This window comes from Amycolatopsis sulphurea (assembly GCF_002564045.1).
Taxonomy (GTDB): Bacteria; Actinomycetota; Actinomycetes; order Mycobacteriales; family Pseudonocardiaceae; genus Amycolatopsis; species Amycolatopsis sulphurea.
In genome coordinates this window covers 4,483,733-4,503,318 of record NZ_PDJK01000002.1, presented here as the reverse complement: position 1 = coordinate 4,503,318, position 19,586 = coordinate 4,483,733, and the positions used below count along the sequence as shown (strand labels likewise).

Below are 19,586 nucleotides of genomic sequence, written 5' to 3'. Positions count from 1 at the left end.
CGCGCTGGCCGATCTTCGCGGCGGTCCACGGTGGCTGTCTTTCCGCGCACCCTTCTGGTTTCCTCCCGGCTCCGGCCGCCCAGTGCCTCCACGCGTGCCTCTCGGCTACTTCCGACCGCGCACCTCGCGAGCCATTCGCGCAACCCCGGTCGACGCCCACTGCGAACCCGAACCCGCCGCACCCTTCAGATCCTCCGGTACGCCATACCCGCACACCAGGCGTTCACCACCAGCCGCGCAACCCTCTGATCTGCGCGGCCCTCCCGCCGGCCGGCCCCCTTCACACCTACGCAGACGGAACTCCGCGCCTGCCTGGACAACCCGGCCGTCCCGTTCTCAAAGCCATCCCCATCGCGGTTTCTGATGCTGCACGGACCCGTCCGACACCGTGGGGTCGTGCAGCTTGGGTCAGTCGGTCCTGCGGTGCCGATCCGCCGTGGCGTGCCCGTTGATCGAACGCTTCGTCCCGTCCTCCGGCCCGAGCCGCTTCACCAGCGCGGCCGCGCTCGCGGTCCCCGCCTGATGCTCGGCGAGCGCGCGGGCGAGCAACTCGGCCAGCCCCGCGTCCGCCGCCGGTTCGTCCTCTGCGATGGCCCGCGCGTAACTGTCCGGGAACGGCTGCGACGACGGCGTCCAGTCCTCCACGTCCGTCAGCGGATCGAGCGCGGGCGGCATCCGCAATCGCGGCAACCACGGCTCACCGGCAAGCTCGTCCAGTTCCGGCTCACGCGCACTCCCGGCCGCCGTTTTCGCTTCTCCCGCACCGGTTTCCCCCGGCTCGGCAGGACCGGCCGCCCGCTGCGTGGCTGCCTCCGCAGGCCACTCGGCCTCGTCCGCCTGCGGTCCGAACGCTGCGGCTCGCCGTCCGGCTTCGTGTGCCCACTGCCCTGCCTCTCCAGCCCACCGCTCCGGTTCGTCGGCACGCCGTCCGGCTTCCCCGTTCTGCTGTCTGGCCTCTTCGACATGCCATCCGGACGCGTCGACTCGCCGGGCGGGTTCCCCTCCGGTCCGCCACTCCGCCGCGTCGGCCCGACGCCCGGGCTCTTCAACCCCGTCTCCGGCCTCCCAGCCAGGCGCGTCTACCTGCCGCCCGGCTTCGTCCTCCCGCTGACCGGCCGCGTCGGCCCGACGCCGGCCACCCACGCCGTCCCCAGCGGAGATCCCCAACCGGTCCAGCACGGACCGCGCCGCGACCGACCCGTGCTCGGCGTCATGCCGCGTCGTCCGGCGAGCGTCCCGGCGGGCCTGTTCCTCGCGCGCCCACTCGTCGCTCTCCCACAACGGCGCCGCAGGTTCGTCCGCCGGCGCCGGCGCCAACGGCAGCTCCGGCAAGATGTCCGAAAGATCCGGCATCCGCAACGAGAACCGCGGCGGCTCGTCCTCGGATCGCACCGCCGGTCCCCGCCGCGCCGAAGCGTCCTGCGCCTCGTCCCATGGTGCTCCCGGCTCGGCCTCCGGCCACCGGCCGGACTCCGCCACGTCCCGGCGAACCGACTCCTCAGCGGTCCCCCGACGCACCGTCTCCGCGACTTCCCCACGGGCCGCCGATTCCCCGGCCTCTACCCGCCGCAGCGACTCTTCTCCGCCCGGCCCTACCGGCTCCGGTCCTTCTCCACGCCCTGCCGACCCACCGACTTCGCGTCGCCGCACCGGTTCCGCGCCGTCACCAGGCCCTGCCGACCCACCAACATCCCATCGCCGCACCGGTTCCGCGAGAGCCCGCCGCGCAGCCTCCTCAACGGCCCGCCAAGCACCCTCCCCACCGGCAAGCCGCGCAGCCGCATCAACCGCCCGCAACGCGGCCTCCTCGGCCGCCCGCAACGCAGAGCCCCCCGCCACCCTCGGCGCTCCGTCGTCCGCAGCCCGCAGCACTGGCTCACCCGTCACCCGCGACTCGGCTTCCGCCGATACCCGCCGCACAGATTCCCCAGAAGTCCCAGGCGCTCCCTCACGGATAGCCCTGGTCACAGCCTCCCCAGCCGCCACATGTTCCTCTCCCGCCGCACGCCCCTGCCTCTCCACACGCGCTCCTCCAGCCCCATATGCCTCACCAGTCCCATGCACCCCATCTACCCCGTGCACCCCACCTGCCCCGTGCACCCCACCAGTTCCGTGCACCCCACCGGCCCCATTCACTCCACCAGCAACATGTGCCACGGCAGTGTCACGGATCACCACAGCATCGCCCGTCACCACAGCATCACGCCCCGCGGCAGCATCACGCACCACAGCGCCATCACGCGCCGCTGCAGCATCACGTGCCGCAAAGTCGACGTCAGCTCGACGTCCTTCCGCTACCCCACCAGTCACCAGCGCCCCCGCTACCCCGCGCCCCTCGCGCAGCCCACGGGCCTCGCCCACCCCACGGCCCTCACGCACCCCGCAGCCCTCACCCATCCCATGGTCCTCACCTACCCCACGGTCCTCACCCACCCCACGGTCCTCATGCACCCCACGGTCCTCACGTGCTCCATACCCCTCACGCGCCCCACGGTCCTTACGTACCCCGTGGTCCTCTCGCACATCACGAACCTCGCCAACCTCACGCACCTCACCTACAGCACGAAGCGCCCGAGCCTCACCAGCTCCACCCACCTCACCCACCACAGATTCCCCAGCAACCCCACGCTCGCCAACCGTCCTCTGCTCACCAACAGCCCCTTGTCCCCCCAGAACCCCATGCGCCACAGGCTCCCCGGCGGCCCCTTGCTCCCCAGCATCCCCTTGCTTCCCACCAGCATGACGCCCCGCACTCGCCCCAGCAGCCGCACGCCGCCCGACGGTCCCCCAAGTCCCGGGCTTCCCACCAGCAGCACGCTTCCCAGCAACAGCTCCCTCAGACGCCACCGTCGCCCGCGTACGCGCTGTACCCGACGAAGCAGCCGAAGCCGTCCCAGCCGCGCCACCCACCGCGCGCCGCTCGGACACCTCAAGCAGGTCCGCCACAGACCGCTCAGCAACGTCCCGCCCCGGCTTCGCGGCGTGAGAACCCGCCGACCGCGAAGCAGGCGCCTCACCATCCCCAGCGGCATCCGGCCGCAACCCCCGCACACTCCCCACGGACGCAACAGTCCCGACGGATGCAACATCGTCCACAGAGACAGCCGGAAACACAGCCGTCTGCTCAGGAGACGTCTCCGCGACAACAGCCGGTTCGAAAGACGGCGAAGCCGACGACGGCTCGTCCCGGATCACCGGCATCACCGAAGTGACCGCCGCCTCAACCCGTGGTTCAACAGCCATCGCCACCGACTGGGCGTCACGCGGCCCACACGTCGCAAGTACCTCGTCCAGATCGAACGACGCCAGCTCACTGGCCCCGAACTCCCCTGCGAGCAGACCGCATGCCTGACGCCGCGCGCGGGCGTGTACGTGCTCCGCAGCGCGCGAGCGGTGTAAGCACGCAATAGCATCTTCAGCGCTGCCGAAGCGTTCCTCGATCTGCGACAGCTCCAGCCACAGCCGCGCGGTGAGCGCGGGCAGACCGTGCCGGTCGGTGGCGCCGACAGCGTGCCCCACCAGCTCCGCGGCAGCGTCGCCAGCCCCTGCAGGCATGTGTACGCGCGTAGCGACCGCGAGCCGCAACCAAGCCGCAGGCGCCACACCAGCAGCGCGTTCCGGCCCCCGCAGCATCGGCTCTGCGATGTCGTACGCCATGTCCGCGTCACCGCGGTCCAGCAAAGTGCTCACCAGCTGTAGCACCAGCCGGATCCGTACAAGCCCACCGTCGTCGCCAGGGCGATCCAGCTTCTCGAGAAAGCCGAGACCGGTGCGCGCGGCGTCCGCGGCCGCCGTGAGATCACCATGGCGACGGCGGTGCGCAGCAGTCCCGTTACGCAGCAACGCGCGCATGAGGAGCCGGCTGTCCGCGTCAAGCGCGTCGTCAGCCACCAGCAGCTTGTCCGCTTCCACCAGTACGCGATCCAGCTCCGGCTTACGGCCGAACTGGGCGAGACAGCCCACAAGGTGACACAGCGCTTCGGCGCGCAACGACGGCAGTACGTCCTTCGACAACGCCGGGCGCAGCGCGGCCAGGCCCATCACCGGTACGCCGAGGCTGCGCGCGCACACCGCCAGGTCGATGCGCAGCCGCGCAGCAGTGCTCACGTACCCGGCGTGCTCGGCTGCGCGCAACGCCGCCACGGCACGGCCGACCGTGTCGGTGCGATCACCGACACGCACCCGCGCGGACACGACCAGGCTTTCCGCCCGGATCCAGTGTCCGTCCGCGCCGGCCGCTTCGGCGAGCGCCGCCGCGCGCTCGCCGAGCACCAGCGCCACCTCCGGCGCGCGCAGGTGCAGTGCCTCCGCTTGCCCGATGAGCCGGGCGAGGTCGGCGAGAGTCCCGCCACCGGCAACGGCGGGCCGCCCGTCCGCGGGTGCGGACGGGCTGGGCCGGTTGTGCCTGCTGGTTTCCACTCTCCGACCCCCCGCGCCGGTCAGTCGCGCGTCAACTTGCGATGGGTGACCCGGTGCGGGCGGGCGGCTTCCGCACCGAGACGTTCGATCTTGTTCTTCTCGTAGCCCTCGAAGTTGCCTTCGAACCAGAACCAGCGGGCGGGGTCTTCCTCCGTGCCCTCCCAGGCCAGAATGTGCGTGGCCACCCGGTCGAGGAACCACCGGTCGTGCGAGATCACCACGGCGCAGCCGGGGAACTGTTCGAGCGCGTTCTCCAGCGAGCCCAGCGTCTCCACGTCCAGGTCGTTCGTCGGCTCGTCGAGCAGGATCAGGTTGCCGCCCTGCTTGAGCGTCAGGGCCAGGTTGAGCCGGTTGCGCTCGCCACCGGAGAGCACGCCAGCCGGCTTCTGCTGGTCCGGGCCCTTGAAGCCGAACGCGCTCACGTACGCACGCGAAGGCATTTCGGTCTGCCCGACGTGGATGTAGTCGAGCTTGTCGGACACGACCTCCCACACGGTCTTCTTCGGGTCGATGCCGCCCCGGTTCTGGTCCACATAGGACAACTTGACCGTCTCGCCGATCTTGACCGAACCGCCGTCCGGCTCCTCCAGCCCGACGATGGTCTTGAACAGCGTGGTCTTACCGACGCCGTTCGGCCCGATCACGCCGACGATGCCGTTGCGCGGCAGGTCGAACGAGAGCCCGTCGATGAGGACGCGGTCGTCGAAGCCCTTGCGCAGCTTCTCGACCTCGACCACCACGTTGCCCAGCCGCGGGCCGGGCGGGATCTGGATCTCTTCGAAGTCGAGCTTGCGGTGCTTGTCGGCCTCCGCGGCCATCTCCTCGTAGCGGTCCAGCCGCGAGCGGGACTTGGTCTGCCGCGCCTTCGCGTTGGACCGTACCCACTCCAGCTCGCTGCGAAGCCGCTTCGCGAGCTTCGCGTCCTTCTTGCCCTGTACCTCGAGCCGTTCGCGCTTCTTCTCCAGGTACGTGGAGTAGTTGCCCTCGTAGCCGACGACGCGGCCACGGTCGAGCTCCATGATCCACTGGGCGACGTTGTCCAGGAAATACCGGTCGTGGGTCACGGCCAGCACGGCGCCCGCGTAGTTCGCGAGGAACTGTTCCAGCCACAGCACGCTTTCGGCGTCCAGGTGGTTGGTGGGCTCGTCGAGCAGCAGCAGGTCGGGCGCGGAGAGCAGGAGCTTGCACAGCGCGACACGGCGCCGCTCACCCCCGGAGAGGTGGGTCACCGGCTCGTCCGGCGGCGGGCAGCGCAGGGCGTCCATCGCCTGTTCCACGGCAGAGTCGAGTTCCCAGGCATCCGCGTGGTCGAGGTCCTCCTGGAGCTGCCCCATCTCCTCCATCAGCTCGTCGCTGTAGTCGGTCGCCATCTGCTCGGCGATCTCGTTGTAGCGGTCGAGCTTCTTCTTCGTCTCGCCGAGGCCCTCCTCGACGTTCTGCCGCACGGTCTTGCCCTCGTTCAGCTCCGGCTCCTGCATCAGGATGCCGACGGAGGCCCCCGGCTGCAGGAACGCCTCGCCGTTGCTGGCCTGCTCGATCCCCGCCATGATCTTCAGCACGGTGGATTTACCGGCGCCGTTCGGGCCCACCACGCCGATCTTGGCGCCGGGATAGAACGCGGTGCTGACGTCGTCGAGGATGACCTTGTCCCCGACGGTCTTGCGCACCTTCTTCATGGTGTAGATGAACTCGGCCATGCCAGCGATCGTAGAGTGGGCCTCTCGGCGCCCCGACGGCGGTCACCACCGCGCTACCGAGGGTCACCTCGACGTCACGCGGACGATATCATTTCCGGAGGTTTCACTCGCTCCGCTTGCCCTGCGCGAGGTTCTTCAGCATCGCGTTGTAGGCGGTCAGCTCCTCGTCACCGGTGTTTTCCTCGCGCCGGTCACGCCGTTTCGCCTCGCGCTCGTCCGCGCGCGCCCACTGCACCAGCAGCGCGATCAGCACGAGCAGCACGGGCACCTCACCGGACGCCCATGCGATGCCGCCGCCCAGCCGCTGATCCGTGAGCAGGTCGCCGACCCACGGCAGCCGAAGCGAGGTGTAGAACTCGCGGCCGATGACGGTCTGCATGTTCATCAAGATCACGCCGAAGAACGCGTGAAACGGCATCGCGCCGAACATCATGCCGAGCCGCCCGATCGGGGGCAGCCGTCGCGGCGCCGGGTCGACGCCGATCACCGGCCAGTAGAAGACGTAGCCGACGAGCAGGAAGTGGGCATTCATCGCCAGGTGTGCCCAGTGGTAGTTCAGGGCGGCGTCGAAGAGGCCCGAGAAATACAGCCCGTAGAACGACCCGATGAAGAGCAGCAGCGCGATGATCGGGTTGGTCAGGAACCGCGACACCGGTGAGTGCACCGCGGCGAGCAGCCACTCACGCGGGCCTGGCGGCGCGTCGCGACCGGCTGCCGGCAATGCGCGCAGCGCGAGCGTGACCGGCCCACCGAGGACCAGCAGCACCGGTGCCACCATCGACAGGAGCATGTGGTTGCCCATGTGCACGCTGAACATCGCAGGCGCGTAGCGGCCGACACCGGACGACGTGGCGAGAAGGATCACCAGACAGCCGGCGACCCACGAGATCGTCCGGCCGATCGGCCACTGGTCCCCACGCTTGCGAAGGCGGCGTACGCCGACGAGGTACGCCGCGGCGAGGACAATCGCGAGAGTGCCGTACACGAGGTCGAAGCGCCACTCGGTAAGCAGGCGCCAGAACGTGGGCGGACCGTCGAGGTTGTAGCCGATGAGCAGTTCGACGGCGGACGGCTGGGTGACTGCGTCCGGCGGTGGTGGCGTACGCGCGAGCCCGGACGCGATGCCGATCGTGACGAACATGATCAGCACCTCGACCGCGGCGAGCCGCAACAGCTGGCCACCGCCCTCGCCGTCGACCAGGTTCGCGACGCCGCGCTGCCGTTGCTGGTGACCGAAGACACCGAGAAGCAGCAGCGCGACCACCTTCGCGACCACGAGCAGGCCGTAATCGGTGGTGAACAGGTCGCTCAGGTTGATCCGCACCAGCGCGTTGATGACGCCGGAGATGGCCATCACGATCCAGCACACCAGCGCAAGGCGCGAGAAGCGCTGCGCGGCGAGTGAAAGGTGCTTGCCCCGGCGCCAGCCGAGCGCCAGCAGCGCCAGTAGCCCGCCAACCCACAGCGCGGCGGCGATGAGGTGGAACAGCAGGCTGTTGGTGGCCATGTCGTGCGAGCCGCCGCTGGCCGAGTGACCGGTGACCGCCACGGGTATGAGTCCGGCGACAGAGACGAAGAAGAGCGTCGCCGTCCAGCCCCAGCTGAGCACGAGACGGCAGCCAAGCGCGAGCAGGATCGCGATGAGCGCCGTCCAGAGCCATGCCTTCGGTTGTTCGATCGCGTCGACGAGGTCGAGCAAGGTCTGTGGGGAAAGAACCTCCGACAGCGGCTTCCCTGCGCTGTCGGCGGCGGTGAAGACGACCGAAAGAATGGAAGCGGCAAACCAAACCCACGCGGCGATACCAGCCGCGCGTACAGCGGCGTACCCCTCGGGAGCGAGCGTGCCATTCTGCTGTGGCGGCACTAGGAACGCAGCCAGCAACAGCGAGCCGACAGCGACAACCGACGCGCCTTCGGCCAGCACTCGGACGACAGTGACGCCGTAACGTGTGACGAGGCCCGGATCAGGCAACCCGGCGATAACGTAACCGGCGCCTCCCGTAAGCGCTACGAGACCGACTGCGACCACCGCGGCTAGCAGGACGCCGACCGAGAGCAACGGCAGCACGCTCGTCCGTCGACGAGTGGGTGCTTCCGGCTTCAATACGGGCTCCGACGTCACCCGTCGAGACTAAGACTGTCCCATTTGCCGCGGCACGGGGGTAGGCCGCTGTCGCTGGATCAACCCGACCGGCACACGGTCGTGTCGTGCCGCCCGCGCCGCGCCGATTGCCGCTGGCACGATCAGCGCGGCAATGAGACCGACTATGAGAAAGGACACCGGCAACGACGTCGCCTGCGCGATTCCTCCGATCAATGGCGGCCCGGCGAGGAATCCCGAGTAGGCGATGGTCGACACGAATGCGCTCTCGTTCACCGCCGCCACCGCCACCGTCGGCACGCTGGCCTGCGTCGCCGGCCAAACTGAGCGCGAGGGGAAACGCTGCGGCCCCCTGCGAGCGCGAATCCGGCGTACGCGAACCCTGCCGGAGACAGTGCAGCGATGACCAGACCTAGTGCGGCGAAACCGGCACCAACGGCCAGGGAACGCGTCGCGCCGAGCCGCTCCTGAATCCACGCGCCCACGGTTCGCGAAAGCGCCATCGCCAGGGCGAAGCTGGCGTACGCGAGCGCGGCCGCACCCTGGCCGACGCCGTGCACCGTAACCATGAGCAATGCAGACCAATCGGAGCTCGCTCCTTCGGCGATAGCCGAGCACAACGCCACCGAAGCAAACAGTCACAGGACCGGGCGTCGGATCGGCGCACGCGCGGGCGTCTGTTGCCGAGCCTCATGGCCGGCCGCCCATCCGGAGCAGCGCGTAGCCCGACAACCAGCACGACCAGCGTCACTGCCGCCCCGGTTGTCAGATGCCTCGCCGGAGACCAGCCCTGTCCTGCAGCCAATCCGGCAAGCAGGGACCAACGAGTGCGCCGAAGCTGGACCCCGCGTGCAATGTCGGCATCACAGCCCGGCCCATACTGCGTCCTACGAGCACCCCGGCAATGTTCATCGCCACGTCTCACGCTCGCACCGAGCACGAACAACGCAGCAGCGAGCAACGGGACCCGACGACGCGTACCCGACAAGCGCGAGCGCGACAACTGCCGCGACCGTGCTCCCCGCAACTGCTGTACGTGCGCCGAGCCATTCCGTAAGCCGATCGGCAAGCGGGGCGCCACACAGCATCCCGACGCTCGCGCCGAGTAACGAGAGGCCGAAGGTTCCCGGTGTAGCAGCGACCCGTGCGGCGAGGCCGGCGTACGCAGCGCCCACGAGCCGAGCGTCGCACCGTTGAGCGCGAAGACCGCCGTCCGATCGCGCGTCGCACCGTTCCTTCGCCCCGTCGGCTCAGCATGGCTTAAGCGCTTCAGGAAACCTAGGGCACGCTATGCTCCGCCGATGAGTACCACCCGGCGACGGCGCCCGACACTGGACGACGTCGCAGAGGCGGTCGGGGTCTCTCGCGCCACCGTGTCCAACGCGTACAACCGTCCGGACCAGCTGTCTGCGAAACTGCGCGAAGAGATCCTTCGTGCCGCGCGGGGCCTTGGCTACCCCGGCCCCAATCCAACAGCGCGAAGCCTCGCTACGAGCCGTACCGGCGCCATCGCGTTCCTGCTCGACCAATCGCTGTCTGCAGCGTTCTCCGACCCAGCACTGTCGATCACTCTCGACGCGCTGGCGAAGACTGTCGACCCCACCGGCCACGCGCTACTGCTACTTCCCGGACGCGAAACCCAGGACGGTCCCCCGGCAGAACGCGTACTAGCCGCGCAGGCCGACATCGCCGTCGCGTACTCCCTAGCCGACGGCACTGCCGCACTAGACGCCGTACATGCCCGAGTCCTCCCCTTGGTGATCATCGACCAGCCCCCGCTACCCGCAACCGCCCGAGTCGGCTGCGATGACCATGGAGGCGCCTCCCTCGCTGCGCACCACCTCGTAGAACTGGGCCACCGCCGCTTCGGAATCCTCTCCGCTCCTCGGGTCGCCGTCACGCCGCCCGCTGAGCTACGGCCTAGCGATACCGCCACTCCCCCAGGATCCGCACCCGCCAACGCTGCACGGCTTTCACCGGGCGACGCCCCGCCAGACCGCTCCGCCAAATCCATTGGCGCCACTCGACCGGCCCCCGTTACGGCCGCGTCGTCCACCGGAAAGCGCAGCCCCGCGACCCCACGACAGCTCCGCACGGACCGCCCTGTCGACAAGCGTCAAAGGCCCCACGTCGGCCCGTGTACGCCACAGACCGATCGCCTCGCCGAGCGGGACACCGGCCGCACGCCGGAACTCACCGGCCCGGCACCCCACACGGGCCTCGAATCCGCCCAGGCCAGCGCCTTCCGCGGGACCCGCGAACGACTGGCGGGCTACCTCGACGTTCTCACCGCCGCCGGAATCACCGAAGTCACTGTCTCCGAGGCACCCTGGCTGGCCGCGTCGACAGCACGGGCCAGCGCCACCGTACTGCTCACCGCGGAGCCCCGCCCGACTGCCTTGCTGTGCATGTCGGACCAACTCGCCTTCGCCGCCATCGCCGCCGCTCGCCGGCTGGGCCTCCGCGTCCCGGAAGACGTGTCGATCGTCGGCTTCGACGACACCCCGCAAGCCTCCTGGTCCGATCCGCCGCTGACGACCGTCCGCCAGGATCTCGCCGGCAAGGGCCGCATCGCCGGCGAACTCGTCCTGCGCCTCCTCGAGGGCGATTCCGCTCCGCCGCCGATCGAACTCCCGGTGTCGCTCATCATCCGGGAAAGCACCACGGCGATTTAGGCAAGGCAACTCGCCGATCTGTGGACAACTCGTCCCATTCGAGCTAAGTACGACTACTTGTCCACAGAAGTAGGATTCCCTGCAGACAAACCCCCACCCACCCGCCATTCTGGAACCAGCCCGATTTCCACGGCGGCCATCCGGTCGCATCCAGAGGGGAATTCACCACTATGTTCCGTCACCTGCGCTCTGCCCGTCCGGCGTTCCCCGGCGATTCCGGCCGACCGGATCGCCCATCGCGCCACCTCCGGCCCGCGCGTCTGCCATACCTCTTTTTCCTGACCGCCACGGGTCTACTCGCGAGCGGAGCCTTGGCACAGGCCGCCCCGCTGCCCGCACCGGCCACCCCACCACCGCCCGCCGCGTCGTGCGCGGTCGGCGAATTCTGCCTGTGGGGAGATGAAAACTATTCCGGAACCACCCATAAGTACGACCTGCGCACCGCGAACCCCAGCGACTGCATTCCCCTTCCCGAGGGTTTCGATGCACATTCGTTCGGCAACCGCCTGACCCGCGACGTCACGATCTACCAAGGCGCCGACTGTTCCACCGAAGGGGATTTCGTCACCTATCCGGGTGGCGGCACCTATGTTCCCCAGTCGCCGTTCGTGGTCCGCGCCGTCAAGATCTGGGAATAACCCCGAAACGGGGACCGCCGAACCGCCCTGCTCCAGGCCGAGTCGACTCGCGGCGTTTCGCCGGCCCCGGGGGCCGCACCCCCGGGCGGCCCCCAGCCCGTGGGCGCGCTTCCCGCAACCAGCCGCGCCCACGGGCCCCACACCCTCGCCTCCCGCACCGGCCCCCGACCCGCGCGCGGGAGGCGAGGCCAGGGCTTCGCTCCTGCTCCCGCCCTTCCAGTCCGCACCGGCACCACCCCACGCTGCCCCTGCCCACGCTGCCCCTGGCCAAACCCTCCCTGCCCGTAACGCCCCCTGCCGCATACCTTCCCTGCCCCACAACGCCCCGTGGCCCACAATGCTCTCGGCCCTACACCATCCCTGCCCCACACCCGTCCCTGCCCCGCGACGCCTCTCTCTGCCCCACAACGCCTCCGGCCCCGGTCACTTCGACCTCCACGCCTCCACCACCCGCCGCCTCCACCGCACCCGCCGCCCCTCGCGCACCCTCCACGTCACCTTCTTCGGCCACCGACGCCACACCTGTTCCCGCGACTACCCGGCGCCACCATGCCCATCACCACCGCAGCAAGCGCCATCACCCGACACCTCAATCGCCTCGTGCCTTCACACGCTCGCGCCACCCCTGCCCAGGGCCATCGCCACCCGACCCCACTCACCCGTCACCACCAGCTCGAGCTGGACCTAGGCACCCTGTGCAACCACGCCACCACTCACCGCACGACCCTGCGAAACCCCGCGCCCCGACCCCACCGGCTCTTCGGCGTGTCGCCACCCCGCACACCTGCACCCACACCGCACAAGAAGCAAATCCGTCCGTCCAGACGTGAAACGATCCGGCGGTGTCGAACGATCGAGAGGATGGCGATGGCTAAGCTGCTGGAGCGCCGCCGTCGCCAGCCCGGGCCCTCGTAGCTCAGCTGGATAGAGCAAGAGCCTTCTAATCTCTAGGTCGCAGGTTCGAGTCCTGCCGAGGGCACACAAAACATGGGCAACGGCGCCAGGTGAGCGGCTGGTACTCGAAGACATCTTCGAGATGTGAGTACCAGCCGCTCGCCTGTTCCTGCTGGTCAGCACAATGACGTGGGGCTACTTGGTACCACTGCAACCGAGCTGACCAGCAGGTCTGCACACCACGAACTACCGCTGGCGGCGCTAGCCACCACCACGGCCCGACCGCTATCCCGTGGTACGCCAGGGCCGGTCTCTGTTCTGCATTTCGCCCCAGAAGGCGGGCGTAGTCGCCGTCGGAGGGAGCTTGCGCGTAGCCGCCCTGGGCTGCCGAGCGGCTGCCCAGCATCGACCACGCTGCGCTAGCCGCGTCACGAACGCCGGGGTCGTCACCGTGGCCTTGAGAGATATCGGACAGAAGGGTGAGGAGCGCCTCGGCCTCGTCGCCACTATTGGTAACCACCGGAATCAGAACTTGCTGAATGGCGGTGTCCGCGTGGCGGCCAGCCGGTGAGGGGCTGGGTGATCTAGTGTAGGCTGATGGCGATCATGTGGTCACGGATCCATGTCGAGCTCGGGCTGTCTCCGACGCCGTTGACCCTTGACATGCTGACGCAGGCCGTCAGCCAGCGTGTTCGCGAGAACGAGGACCTGGACTGGAAGCTGGACCTGGCCTGGAAGAACAAGGACCTGCCGGCCGAGGTCAAGGCGAAGAAGAAGGCGGAGTTCGCCAAAGACGTGGCGGCGATGGCCAACACGCGTGGCGGACTGATCGTCTTCGGCGTCCGGGACGAGAACGAGGAAGCCGCAGACCTGACAGGCCTGTCGAACGATGAGCGCACTCGTCAGTCGCTGCGGGTGCTGATCTGGCATCACGTGAGGCCATTAGTCGACGGCGTGCTGATCGAGGCGATCAACGGCGAGGACGGGGAGCCTGGCTTGATCGCCGTGTTCGTGCCCCCGAGCCCGGACGCGCCTCACCTGGTCGGCGATAAGAACGAGGTGGGCGTTCCGTATCGCTATGGGACCGACACGAACTGGATGTCCGAGGGCCAGCTTGAGCGCGCCTATCGTGATCGCTTCTCTCGACGTGCCGATGACCGGGCGGCACTGAGCACGCTGATGGATGGCTTGGTGCCCGAGATCGACCTGGAGAAGGGGATCTGGGTGGCGGTGGCGGCTCGTCCGGTTGCTCCGTTGCCACTGCTGAGCGGACGCCCGGAACGGGACCAGGCGACCGCGACGATGAAGAACGCGTTGCAGCTGGCGTCCGAGATGTTCGGACAGCCGCAAGGCCGAGTACCGATGCTCGACATGATCGCTTCCGATGCGGTGAACAACCCTCGGAACGGCCTGCGGCGTTGGGTCATCCGGTCGAACCACTACCCGGCGGACCCCCACGAACTGGTCGACTGGGCTTTGGTCGAACTTCACCACGACGGCTCCGTCGCCTTGGCGATCGGGATGGTCAGGGCACTGACCGGTGTGGAGCTCCCCGGCGATGACGCTGCGGTCTGGCATGTGTGGGTCGCGATCGTCGACGCTGTGATCACCGAGGCGGTCGCGTTGGTGTCGGCTCATGTCCGCGGACTTGGTGGCGTCGGCACGATCTTGACCCGTGCCGCCTTGTTGAGGGACGAGACAAGCGGCCGTGCGCCGCTAGTGGCGATCGACAATCGGGCTTCCGGCGGGATGCAGAGCTCGTTCTTCAGTCGTGTCCCCGGATCACGGGCGCTGCGCGAGCCGGTGGCCGTGGAGACCGAGTTCTCCGCCGACGCCGAGGTCGCCACTCTGCGCGGAGTGGCCCGGCAGCTCGCCGATGATCTTGATCAGCAGTTCGGGATGCGCTGTTCGAGCATTCCCGAGTGAGTTCTGCGGCTGTGCCTGGGATCGGAAGGGCCTGCATTCGGGTGGACTACGGGCTTGGGACTCGCTGGCTTCGCTGCGCCGGGCGACCTCGGCGGCGTAGGGCGCCGTGGGCGTGCCGGCTCGGTCGGTCCAGCGGGTCGCCGTGGTGATGTGGACACCCAGCAGTTTGCTCAGGACGACGGAGGGCAGTTGGGCGGCCAGGTCGAGCATGGCCGTGTTGCGTACGGGGCGGGCTCTGATGGCGAACTTCTGGAGTCGGAGCATGAGCTGACGCCTAACGGCACAGTCTGTTATTGGAACTGTCCGAATAGGTCTGTCCGGGTGCTCTGTCAGACGCTGCAGTGCAGACGCGCCATGACCGCGGGATCGGTCATGGCGGCGATGAGGAGGTTTTCGGGACTTGAGGCCTTGCTCTGCTCGTCTGGCTGCATCCGCCGGACCAGCAGGGCAGCGCTGGCGATGGTGCCGTCGTCGCGTCGCAGTTCGATGCCGCCGGTCAGGACGCCGTTGAGGCTGCCGCCTTTGTAGCCGATTCCGGTCACGTCTGGCAGGGTGCTCGGCTGGTGCTCGAGGTGTGTTCGCGCGATGTCGGTGCCGGGGCCGAACGAGCCGGTGGCGATGGCCCGGTGCAGGGCGGCGAGTTGCTGGGCGGAGGCGGCTGCGCCGCTGTCGCTCCACTGTCGTTCGAAGTCTTGGGGCGGTAGTGGCCGGGTGAGCAGATCCGCCCGTAGCACGGGATCGGTGGCGTAGCGCCGGGCCAGCGCCCATTCGGCGAGCGCGCGGACCGAGCGTGGTGCGGTGAGCGGCGGGGCGAGTTCCGGGGCGTAGAGGGCGATGATGCCGCCGACTTCGGCGGGCAGGTCAAGGTTGGGCCAGCCGCCGTCGGCGGCAGCCTGGCGCAGGGCTTCGTCGCCGAGGCGGTCACGCAGAAAGTCTGCCGCGGCGTTGTCGCTGACCTGGATCATCGAGGTGACCAGCTGGTCCAGCGGCACGACGCGTTGCGGGTCCAGGGCGCGCACCCGGTCGTGGGCAATCCCGGCCAGGTCGAGCGCGCGGACGTGCGCACCACCGTCGGTGTCGGGCAGGAACCATCGTTCCCAGTCACCCACCCGGAACGGTTCGTCGGGCCGGACACGGCCCTGCGCGACCGCGCGGCCGTAGGCGGCCAGGGTGACCACCTTCACCGCCGACGCCAGTGGCTGAGGCTGGTCGGGACGGTTGACCACGCGGGTGCCCCGACCGTCGTCGACGACCAACGACACGTCATCGCGGTGGGCCGCGATGTAGCCGGTCCACCCGATCACGGTGGCCACGTCCGGCGGCGCTGTGGTGGGGCAGTGGTCAGGCGCCGCCGGCGTTGTGCCGCAACCTGTTGCGGCAGCAGCACCGAGCACCACTGCCCCCAGCAAGCCTCGCTTGCGTGCACCGAACATTGTTCCCCCTCGCCGTGGCCCGCCCGCCCGCCCGGAGACTCTCCCACTGAAACACACCATATGGTCGGTGACCAACACCGCGAACCGTCGCCCGAAGGCCGTTGACCAGCGCAAACGACGCGCCGACAAGACACCCCCACTGGGGAATTTCAGAGAGCACAAGTCGGGAAATTCGGGGCTCTGGCGCGGGTTCCGTGGTCCGGTTACTCGGTGTGAGTTTCGTTGGGGTTAGGCCAGGATGACTCGTTTGCGGAGGAGGTCGAGTTTGGCTCGGCCGTACATCTGTCGTTTGATGGCCTTGAGTCGGTTGACGTTGCCTTCGACCTTGCCTGAGCTGTAGAGGAGGGTGAGTCCGGCGGTGACGGCGTCGTGGTCGCGGCGGATGCCGATGGCGAATGAGCGCAGGTCGGGCTGGTCGTCTGCTTCCACTGTGAACAGCCAGGTGTCGAGGTCCTCGCCTTGTCGGTGGACCATCATGGTCGCGAAGGCCTTGATGTGCTCGGCGAGACGGTCCAGGTGAGGACTGCGTGACCGGATGTCTGCGAGCTGACGGTGCTCGTCGGCGTCGAGGTCCTCAGGGTGACGCAGGAGCCAGCCGGTGACCTGGCGGACCTTGGGTACGGTCGGCGGTGCTGGGGGCGGGGTGAGCAGCTCGCGGAACGGGTGCAGGTAGCGGCGAACGGTCTGGTTGCTGCCGCGGTATCCCCGGACGGTGATTTCCTTGGTGAGCTGGGCGGCGTCGGTGATGCCCTCGCCCCAGCGCTGGTGCAGATACGGTTTGAACGGCTCAAGCAGGTCGCTGCGGCCGATCGCCTTGCCCAGCAGCTCGTCGACCGTGGTGGCGCCGGCGAACCGTCGGACGGTCTTGCGGTCCAGCGACAGGATCCGGCAGATCGCCGACAAGGACTCGCCCTGGTGCCGCAGCTCCTGGACTGCGGCATAGCGTTCGCGAGTCCGGGTCACCAGCCGCGGCTCAGCGGGCTCAGGCGTCGGGTCGGCAAGAGGGGCCTCGGAACCTCGCGTTCGGGCGCATCAGGTTTGAGACAGCCACGGTGGCGCGCAACGGGGGCCTTCTCCACATAGTCGCCGAGGTTGCGCCACAGATGAAACCGGTCGGCCACCTGGATGGCATCCGGGGCACCGGCTTTCGCGCCTTCGGCGTAGGCGCCGGCACGATCGCGGCAGACCACCTTGGCCCCAGGGTGGTCTCGCAACCACTGAGCCAGCGGGTCGGCGTCGCGACCATCCAGAAGATCGATCGCTTTGCCGGTGGCGATGTCCACTAAGTGCCGTACACGTTTCCCTTACGCAGCGCGAAGTCATCGACACCGAGCACCGGTGGTGCCTCGGTGAGTTCGGGCTCCGGCAGTGCACGCACCAGGCGCAGCAGGGTCGTTCGGTTGACCTTGACCCCCAGCTGCGCTGCCAGCCGCGCCCCGGCTCGCCCGGCCAGAGCCAGACCGACCTGCGCCAACGTGGCCAGCAGCGGGACCGACCGGCGGCGATACCGCTCGGACAGGCCCTCGGCCTGTTCCACAAACGTCGCCGCCGCGCAGTCTGCGTTGCGGCAGTAGAACCGCCGCACCGTCAACACAATCGTCACCGGCCGCCCACCGACCGGCTCATCGGACACTCGACGCAAGTAGCGGCTGTGCACCCGCTCCGACCACGACCCGCACACCCGACACGGCCAGCCCGTGGCGCCCGGCCGCGCGAAGATCGTCACACCCTCGCCCGCAGTCTCCACCCGTTCAACGACCAGCCCGCCCAGATGCGGTAACAGCCTCTCAAGATCAACAGAGCACCGCCGACATGATCAACTACCGCGCTCACCGCCCGTCACCGGACCACGGAACCCGCGCCAGAGCCAAATTCGGAGAGCGCCAACAGCGATCCAGCCGGATCGTGCACAGACCACCGGGGCACAGTCCGACAGGGAGTTATAGCCGCCGGGGTCTCAGAGCCTGTTGGTGGATGGTCAGGCTGTGGTTGGGCTGGGTGGGTGGGGCTGTCCCCAGTGTGGCGGTGGTGGGTCGCCGGCGAGTTCTCGGGCCAGCCGGCGGCTCATGATGGCGAGGGTGGCCCACCAGACCATCGCCTCGTGATGTTCGGGCTTGCGTTCGTAGTCCCGGACCAGGCGCCGGTGGCGGATCAGCCGGCCGAACGTCCGCTCTGCCACCCACCGCCGGGGCAGTACCACGAAGCCCTTGATGTCGTCGGTGCGTTTGACGATGGTGATCGTCAGGCGCAGCACGGCTTTGGCCCACACGACAAGGCGCCCGGCGTAGCCGCCGTCGGCCCAGACCAGAGTGACGGTGGAGAAGTGTTCACGCAGCAACGCCAGCAGGCGATACGCGGTGTCGCGGTCTTGCATACCGGCGGAGGTGACGGTGACCATCAACACGAGCCCGAGACAGTCGGTGGCGATATTTCGCTTGCGCCCCTTTGGTCTTCTTCCCCGCGTCATAGCCGGCGCTGCCGGCGGCCACGGTGTCGGCGCCACGCACGGTCTGGGCGTCGATGACCGCCGCGGTCGGCAACTCGGCCCGGCCGCACGCGATCCGGATGCGTTCCCGCAACCGGCCGGCCAGTCGGCGTGGCAGGCCGCGTTCGCTCCACCGTTCGAAGAACGCATACACCGCCTCCCAGGGCGGGAAATCGACCGGCAACGCCCGCCACTCGATGCCATAGCGGGTCAGATAGCCGATCGCGTCCAGCATCGCCCGCAGGTCATGGCGCATCGGCGCCCCGGCAGGGCTCTTGCGCAGCTCGGCCATCACCGCCCGGGCCTCGGGTTCGAGCACCTGCCACTGCTCATCGGTCAGATCGGAGGGATATCGACGTACCCGGTCACGACACGCGCAACCAGACACGCCGCAACTGGCCTTCGCGGCCTCGACACGGTAGACGGACATCCCGGGGCTTCTGGTGATCAAGTTGGTGGTACATCTCGATTACCAGAAGCCCCACCTTCATGCCCTCACGACACGCTCACGACCAGGGCCACACCATCCACCAACAGGCTCTCAGGATCGGGAAACGATTCTGGGGCGTGGATTCTCCGAGTAGAGTCCTATTCGCCTTCGAGGGGTTGTGTACATGGCGGTCTCTGACCGCGAGGCCTGATCTCGATCCTCGTAGCCGCACGGTCGGGGTGTCAGCGTGGTTGGGCCGCGGTGTGGAGTGCGCGGGTGATGGTGCGCAGCTGGGTGCGGCAGGTTGGGGTGTTGTGGTCGGGGTTTGCGGGGGTGTAGTCGATTTTGAAGAGGGCGTTGTGGTCGAGGACGAGTACTGCGCAGGAGTCCCGGTTGCTGCCGGGTAGCCAGCGTGCCTGGTCCGCGAAGTCGAGTCCGACGGGGCTGTGGTCTTTGCCGCGGAAGGAGAATCCGGTGAAGAGGCCTGCTGTGCGCTTGGTGCCGGATTCGCTGTGGCGCGGTCCGTGCCAGTAGACGTCGAGTGAGATGTACTGTGCTGCCGGGTCGTTCGAGCCGAAGCCGCAGACGAGGAAGCCGGATTGGAACTTGGGAGACCAGTTGCGTGCCAGTTCGGCGGATAGCGGCGGGATTGCGGAGGTGCGCTCGGTGAACTGGTCGCAGGTGGCGAAGTCGGCTTCGTGGTACTTGTCCAGTGTGCTCGCCCCGTCGAGGCGGATCGCATCGAGGCCGAGCTGCGTCCAGGCCACGGCCAGCGTGAGCACGGCGCACGCGACCAGAATGCCTGTCCCCAGGGCGATCTTGGGGCCCGTCTGCCACCGGGGCGAGGCCGCCGGCGGGCGGTTCGCGGGTACCGTCATGCGCGTTCGT

At 68.6% G+C, this 19,586-nt stretch carries 14 protein-coding genes, 1 tRNA gene and 2 pseudogenes; 5 read left to right on the top strand and 12 right to left on the bottom strand.

Annotated features, from left to right (window positions below; genetic code table 11):
• Positions 1–408 precede the first annotated feature (408 nt).
• From ATK36_RS33925 to ATK36_RS33915, 5 genes and pseudogenes are all read right to left on the bottom strand, one after another.
• Positions 409–1,518 carry a hypothetical protein gene (locus tag ATK36_RS33925; protein WP_387000134.1) on the bottom strand — a complete coding sequence of 370 codons (1,110 nt, stop codon included), beginning with the start codon at positions 1,516–1,518 and terminating at the stop codon, positions 409–411.
• 1,761 nt (positions 1,519–3,279) lie between these two features.
• Positions 3,280–4,419: pseudogene (locus tag ATK36_RS33920) on the bottom strand (hypothetical protein); the annotation flags it as partial.
• A 20-nt stretch (positions 4,420–4,439) separates the two neighbouring features.
• Positions 4,440–6,116, bottom strand: a complete 1,677-nt coding sequence (ettA, locus tag ATK36_RS26705) for an energy-dependent translational throttle protein EttA (RefSeq protein WP_098513993.1) — start codon at positions 6,114–6,116, stop codon at positions 4,440–4,442.
• 103 nt (positions 6,117–6,219) lie between these two features.
• Positions 6,220–8,238, bottom strand: a complete 2,019-nt coding sequence (locus tag ATK36_RS26700) for a bifunctional copper resistance protein CopD/cytochrome c oxidase assembly protein (RefSeq protein ID WP_211291966.1) — start codon at positions 8,236–8,238, stop codon at positions 6,220–6,222.
• Between the two features lie 9 nt (positions 8,239–8,247).
• Positions 8,248–8,517 (bottom strand): hypothetical protein, encoded by a 270-nt coding sequence (locus ATK36_RS33915; RefSeq protein WP_245915212.1) that lies wholly within the window; start codon positions 8,515–8,517, stop codon positions 8,248–8,250.
• Positions 8,518–9,518: 1,001 nt separating this feature from the next.
• On the opposite strand from ATK36_RS33915, the pseudogene ATK36_RS34855 reads away from it, so the two are divergent.
• From ATK36_RS34855 to ATK36_RS26670, 5 genes and pseudogenes are all read left to right on the top strand, one after another.
• Positions 9,519–10,100 (top strand): annotated as a pseudogene (locus tag ATK36_RS34855) (LacI family DNA-binding transcriptional regulator); the annotation flags it as partial.
• The gene (locus ATK36_RS34850; protein ID WP_425427411.1) at positions 10,089–10,892 is read left to right on the top strand and encodes a substrate-binding domain-containing protein; all 804 of its coding nucleotides are present in this window, start codon (positions 10,089–10,091) and stop codon (positions 10,890–10,892) included. The pseudogene ATK36_RS34855 and the gene ATK36_RS34850, both read left to right, overlap by 12 nt.
• A 170-nt stretch (positions 10,893–11,062) precedes the next feature.
• Entirely contained in the window at positions 11,063–11,530 is a 468-nt protein-coding gene (locus tag ATK36_RS26680) for a peptidase inhibitor family I36 protein (protein ID WP_170069915.1), read from the top strand.
• A gap of 905 nt (positions 11,531–12,435) precedes the next feature.
• Positions 12,436–12,509: transfer RNA gene (locus ATK36_RS26675), tRNA-Arg, on the top strand.
• Positions 12,510–13,021: 512 nt separating this feature from the next.
• Positions 13,022–14,350, top strand: coding sequence for an AlbA family DNA-binding domain-containing protein (locus ATK36_RS26670; protein ID WP_098513991.1), 1,329 nt, complete (start codon positions 13,022–13,024; stop codon positions 14,348–14,350).
• A gap of 329 nt (positions 14,351–14,679) precedes the next feature.
• Here ATK36_RS26670 and ATK36_RS26665 read toward each other — a convergent pair whose 3' ends face one another.
• The 7 genes from ATK36_RS26665 to ATK36_RS26650 form a co-directional block, all read right to left on the bottom strand.
• Entirely contained in the window at positions 14,680–15,654 is a 975-nt protein-coding gene (locus tag ATK36_RS26665) for a serine hydrolase (RefSeq protein WP_211291965.1), read from the bottom strand.
• A gap of 357 nt (positions 15,655–16,011) precedes the next feature.
• Positions 16,012–16,746: a transposase gene (locus tag ATK36_RS33025; RefSeq protein WP_211291964.1), complete on the bottom strand. Its 735-nt coding sequence runs from the start codon at positions 16,744–16,746 to the stop codon at positions 16,012–16,014.
• Entirely contained in the window at positions 16,743–17,066 is a 324-nt protein-coding gene (locus tag ATK36_RS33020; protein WP_211291963.1) for a transposase, read from the bottom strand. The genes ATK36_RS33025 and ATK36_RS33020 overlap by 4 nt, the downstream gene beginning before the upstream one ends.
• Positions 17,066–17,464 (bottom strand): transposase family protein, encoded by a 399-nt coding sequence (locus ATK36_RS33015; protein ID WP_281259116.1) that lies wholly within the window; start codon positions 17,462–17,464, stop codon positions 17,066–17,068. Before ATK36_RS33015 ends, ATK36_RS33020 begins: the two co-directional genes overlap by 1 nt.
• A gap of 297 nt (positions 17,465–17,761) precedes the next feature.
• Positions 17,762–18,211: a transposase gene (locus ATK36_RS33010; RefSeq protein ID WP_245915393.1), complete on the bottom strand. Its 450-nt coding sequence runs from the start codon at positions 18,209–18,211 to the stop codon at positions 17,762–17,764.
• The gene (locus tag ATK36_RS26655; protein ID WP_211291961.1) at positions 18,111–18,698 is read right to left on the bottom strand and encodes a transposase; all 588 of its coding nucleotides are present in this window, start codon (positions 18,696–18,698) and stop codon (positions 18,111–18,113) included. The genes ATK36_RS33010 and ATK36_RS26655 overlap by 101 nt, the downstream gene beginning before the upstream one ends.
• A 242-nt stretch (positions 18,699–18,940) precedes the next feature.
• Positions 18,941–19,576, bottom strand: a complete 636-nt coding sequence (locus ATK36_RS26650; protein WP_098513989.1) for a hypothetical protein — start codon at positions 19,574–19,576, stop codon at positions 18,941–18,943.
• Positions 19,577–19,586: the final 10 nt, after the last annotated feature.

Excerpts from the sequence above, each read along its gene's own strand:
- ettA (WP_098513993.1), bottom strand. The coding sequence starts at position 6,116 with ATGGCCGAGTTCATCTACACCATGAAGAAGGTGCGCAAGACCGTCGGG.
- ATK36_RS26680 (WP_170069915.1), top strand. The coding sequence starts at position 11,063 with ATGTTCCGTCACCTGCGCTCTGCCCGTCCGGCGTTCCCCGGCGATTCC.
- ATK36_RS26670 (WP_098513991.1), top strand. The coding sequence starts at position 13,022 with ATGGCGATCATGTGGTCACGGATCCATGTCGAGCTCGGGCTGTCTCCG.
- ATK36_RS26655 (WP_211291961.1), bottom strand. The coding sequence starts at position 18,698 with ATGTCCGTCTACCGTGTCGAGGCCGCGAAGGCCAGTTGCGGCGTGTCT.
- ATK36_RS26650 (WP_098513989.1), bottom strand. The coding sequence starts at position 19,576 with ATGACGGTACCCGCGAACCGCCCGCCGGCGGCCTCGCCCCGGTGGCAG.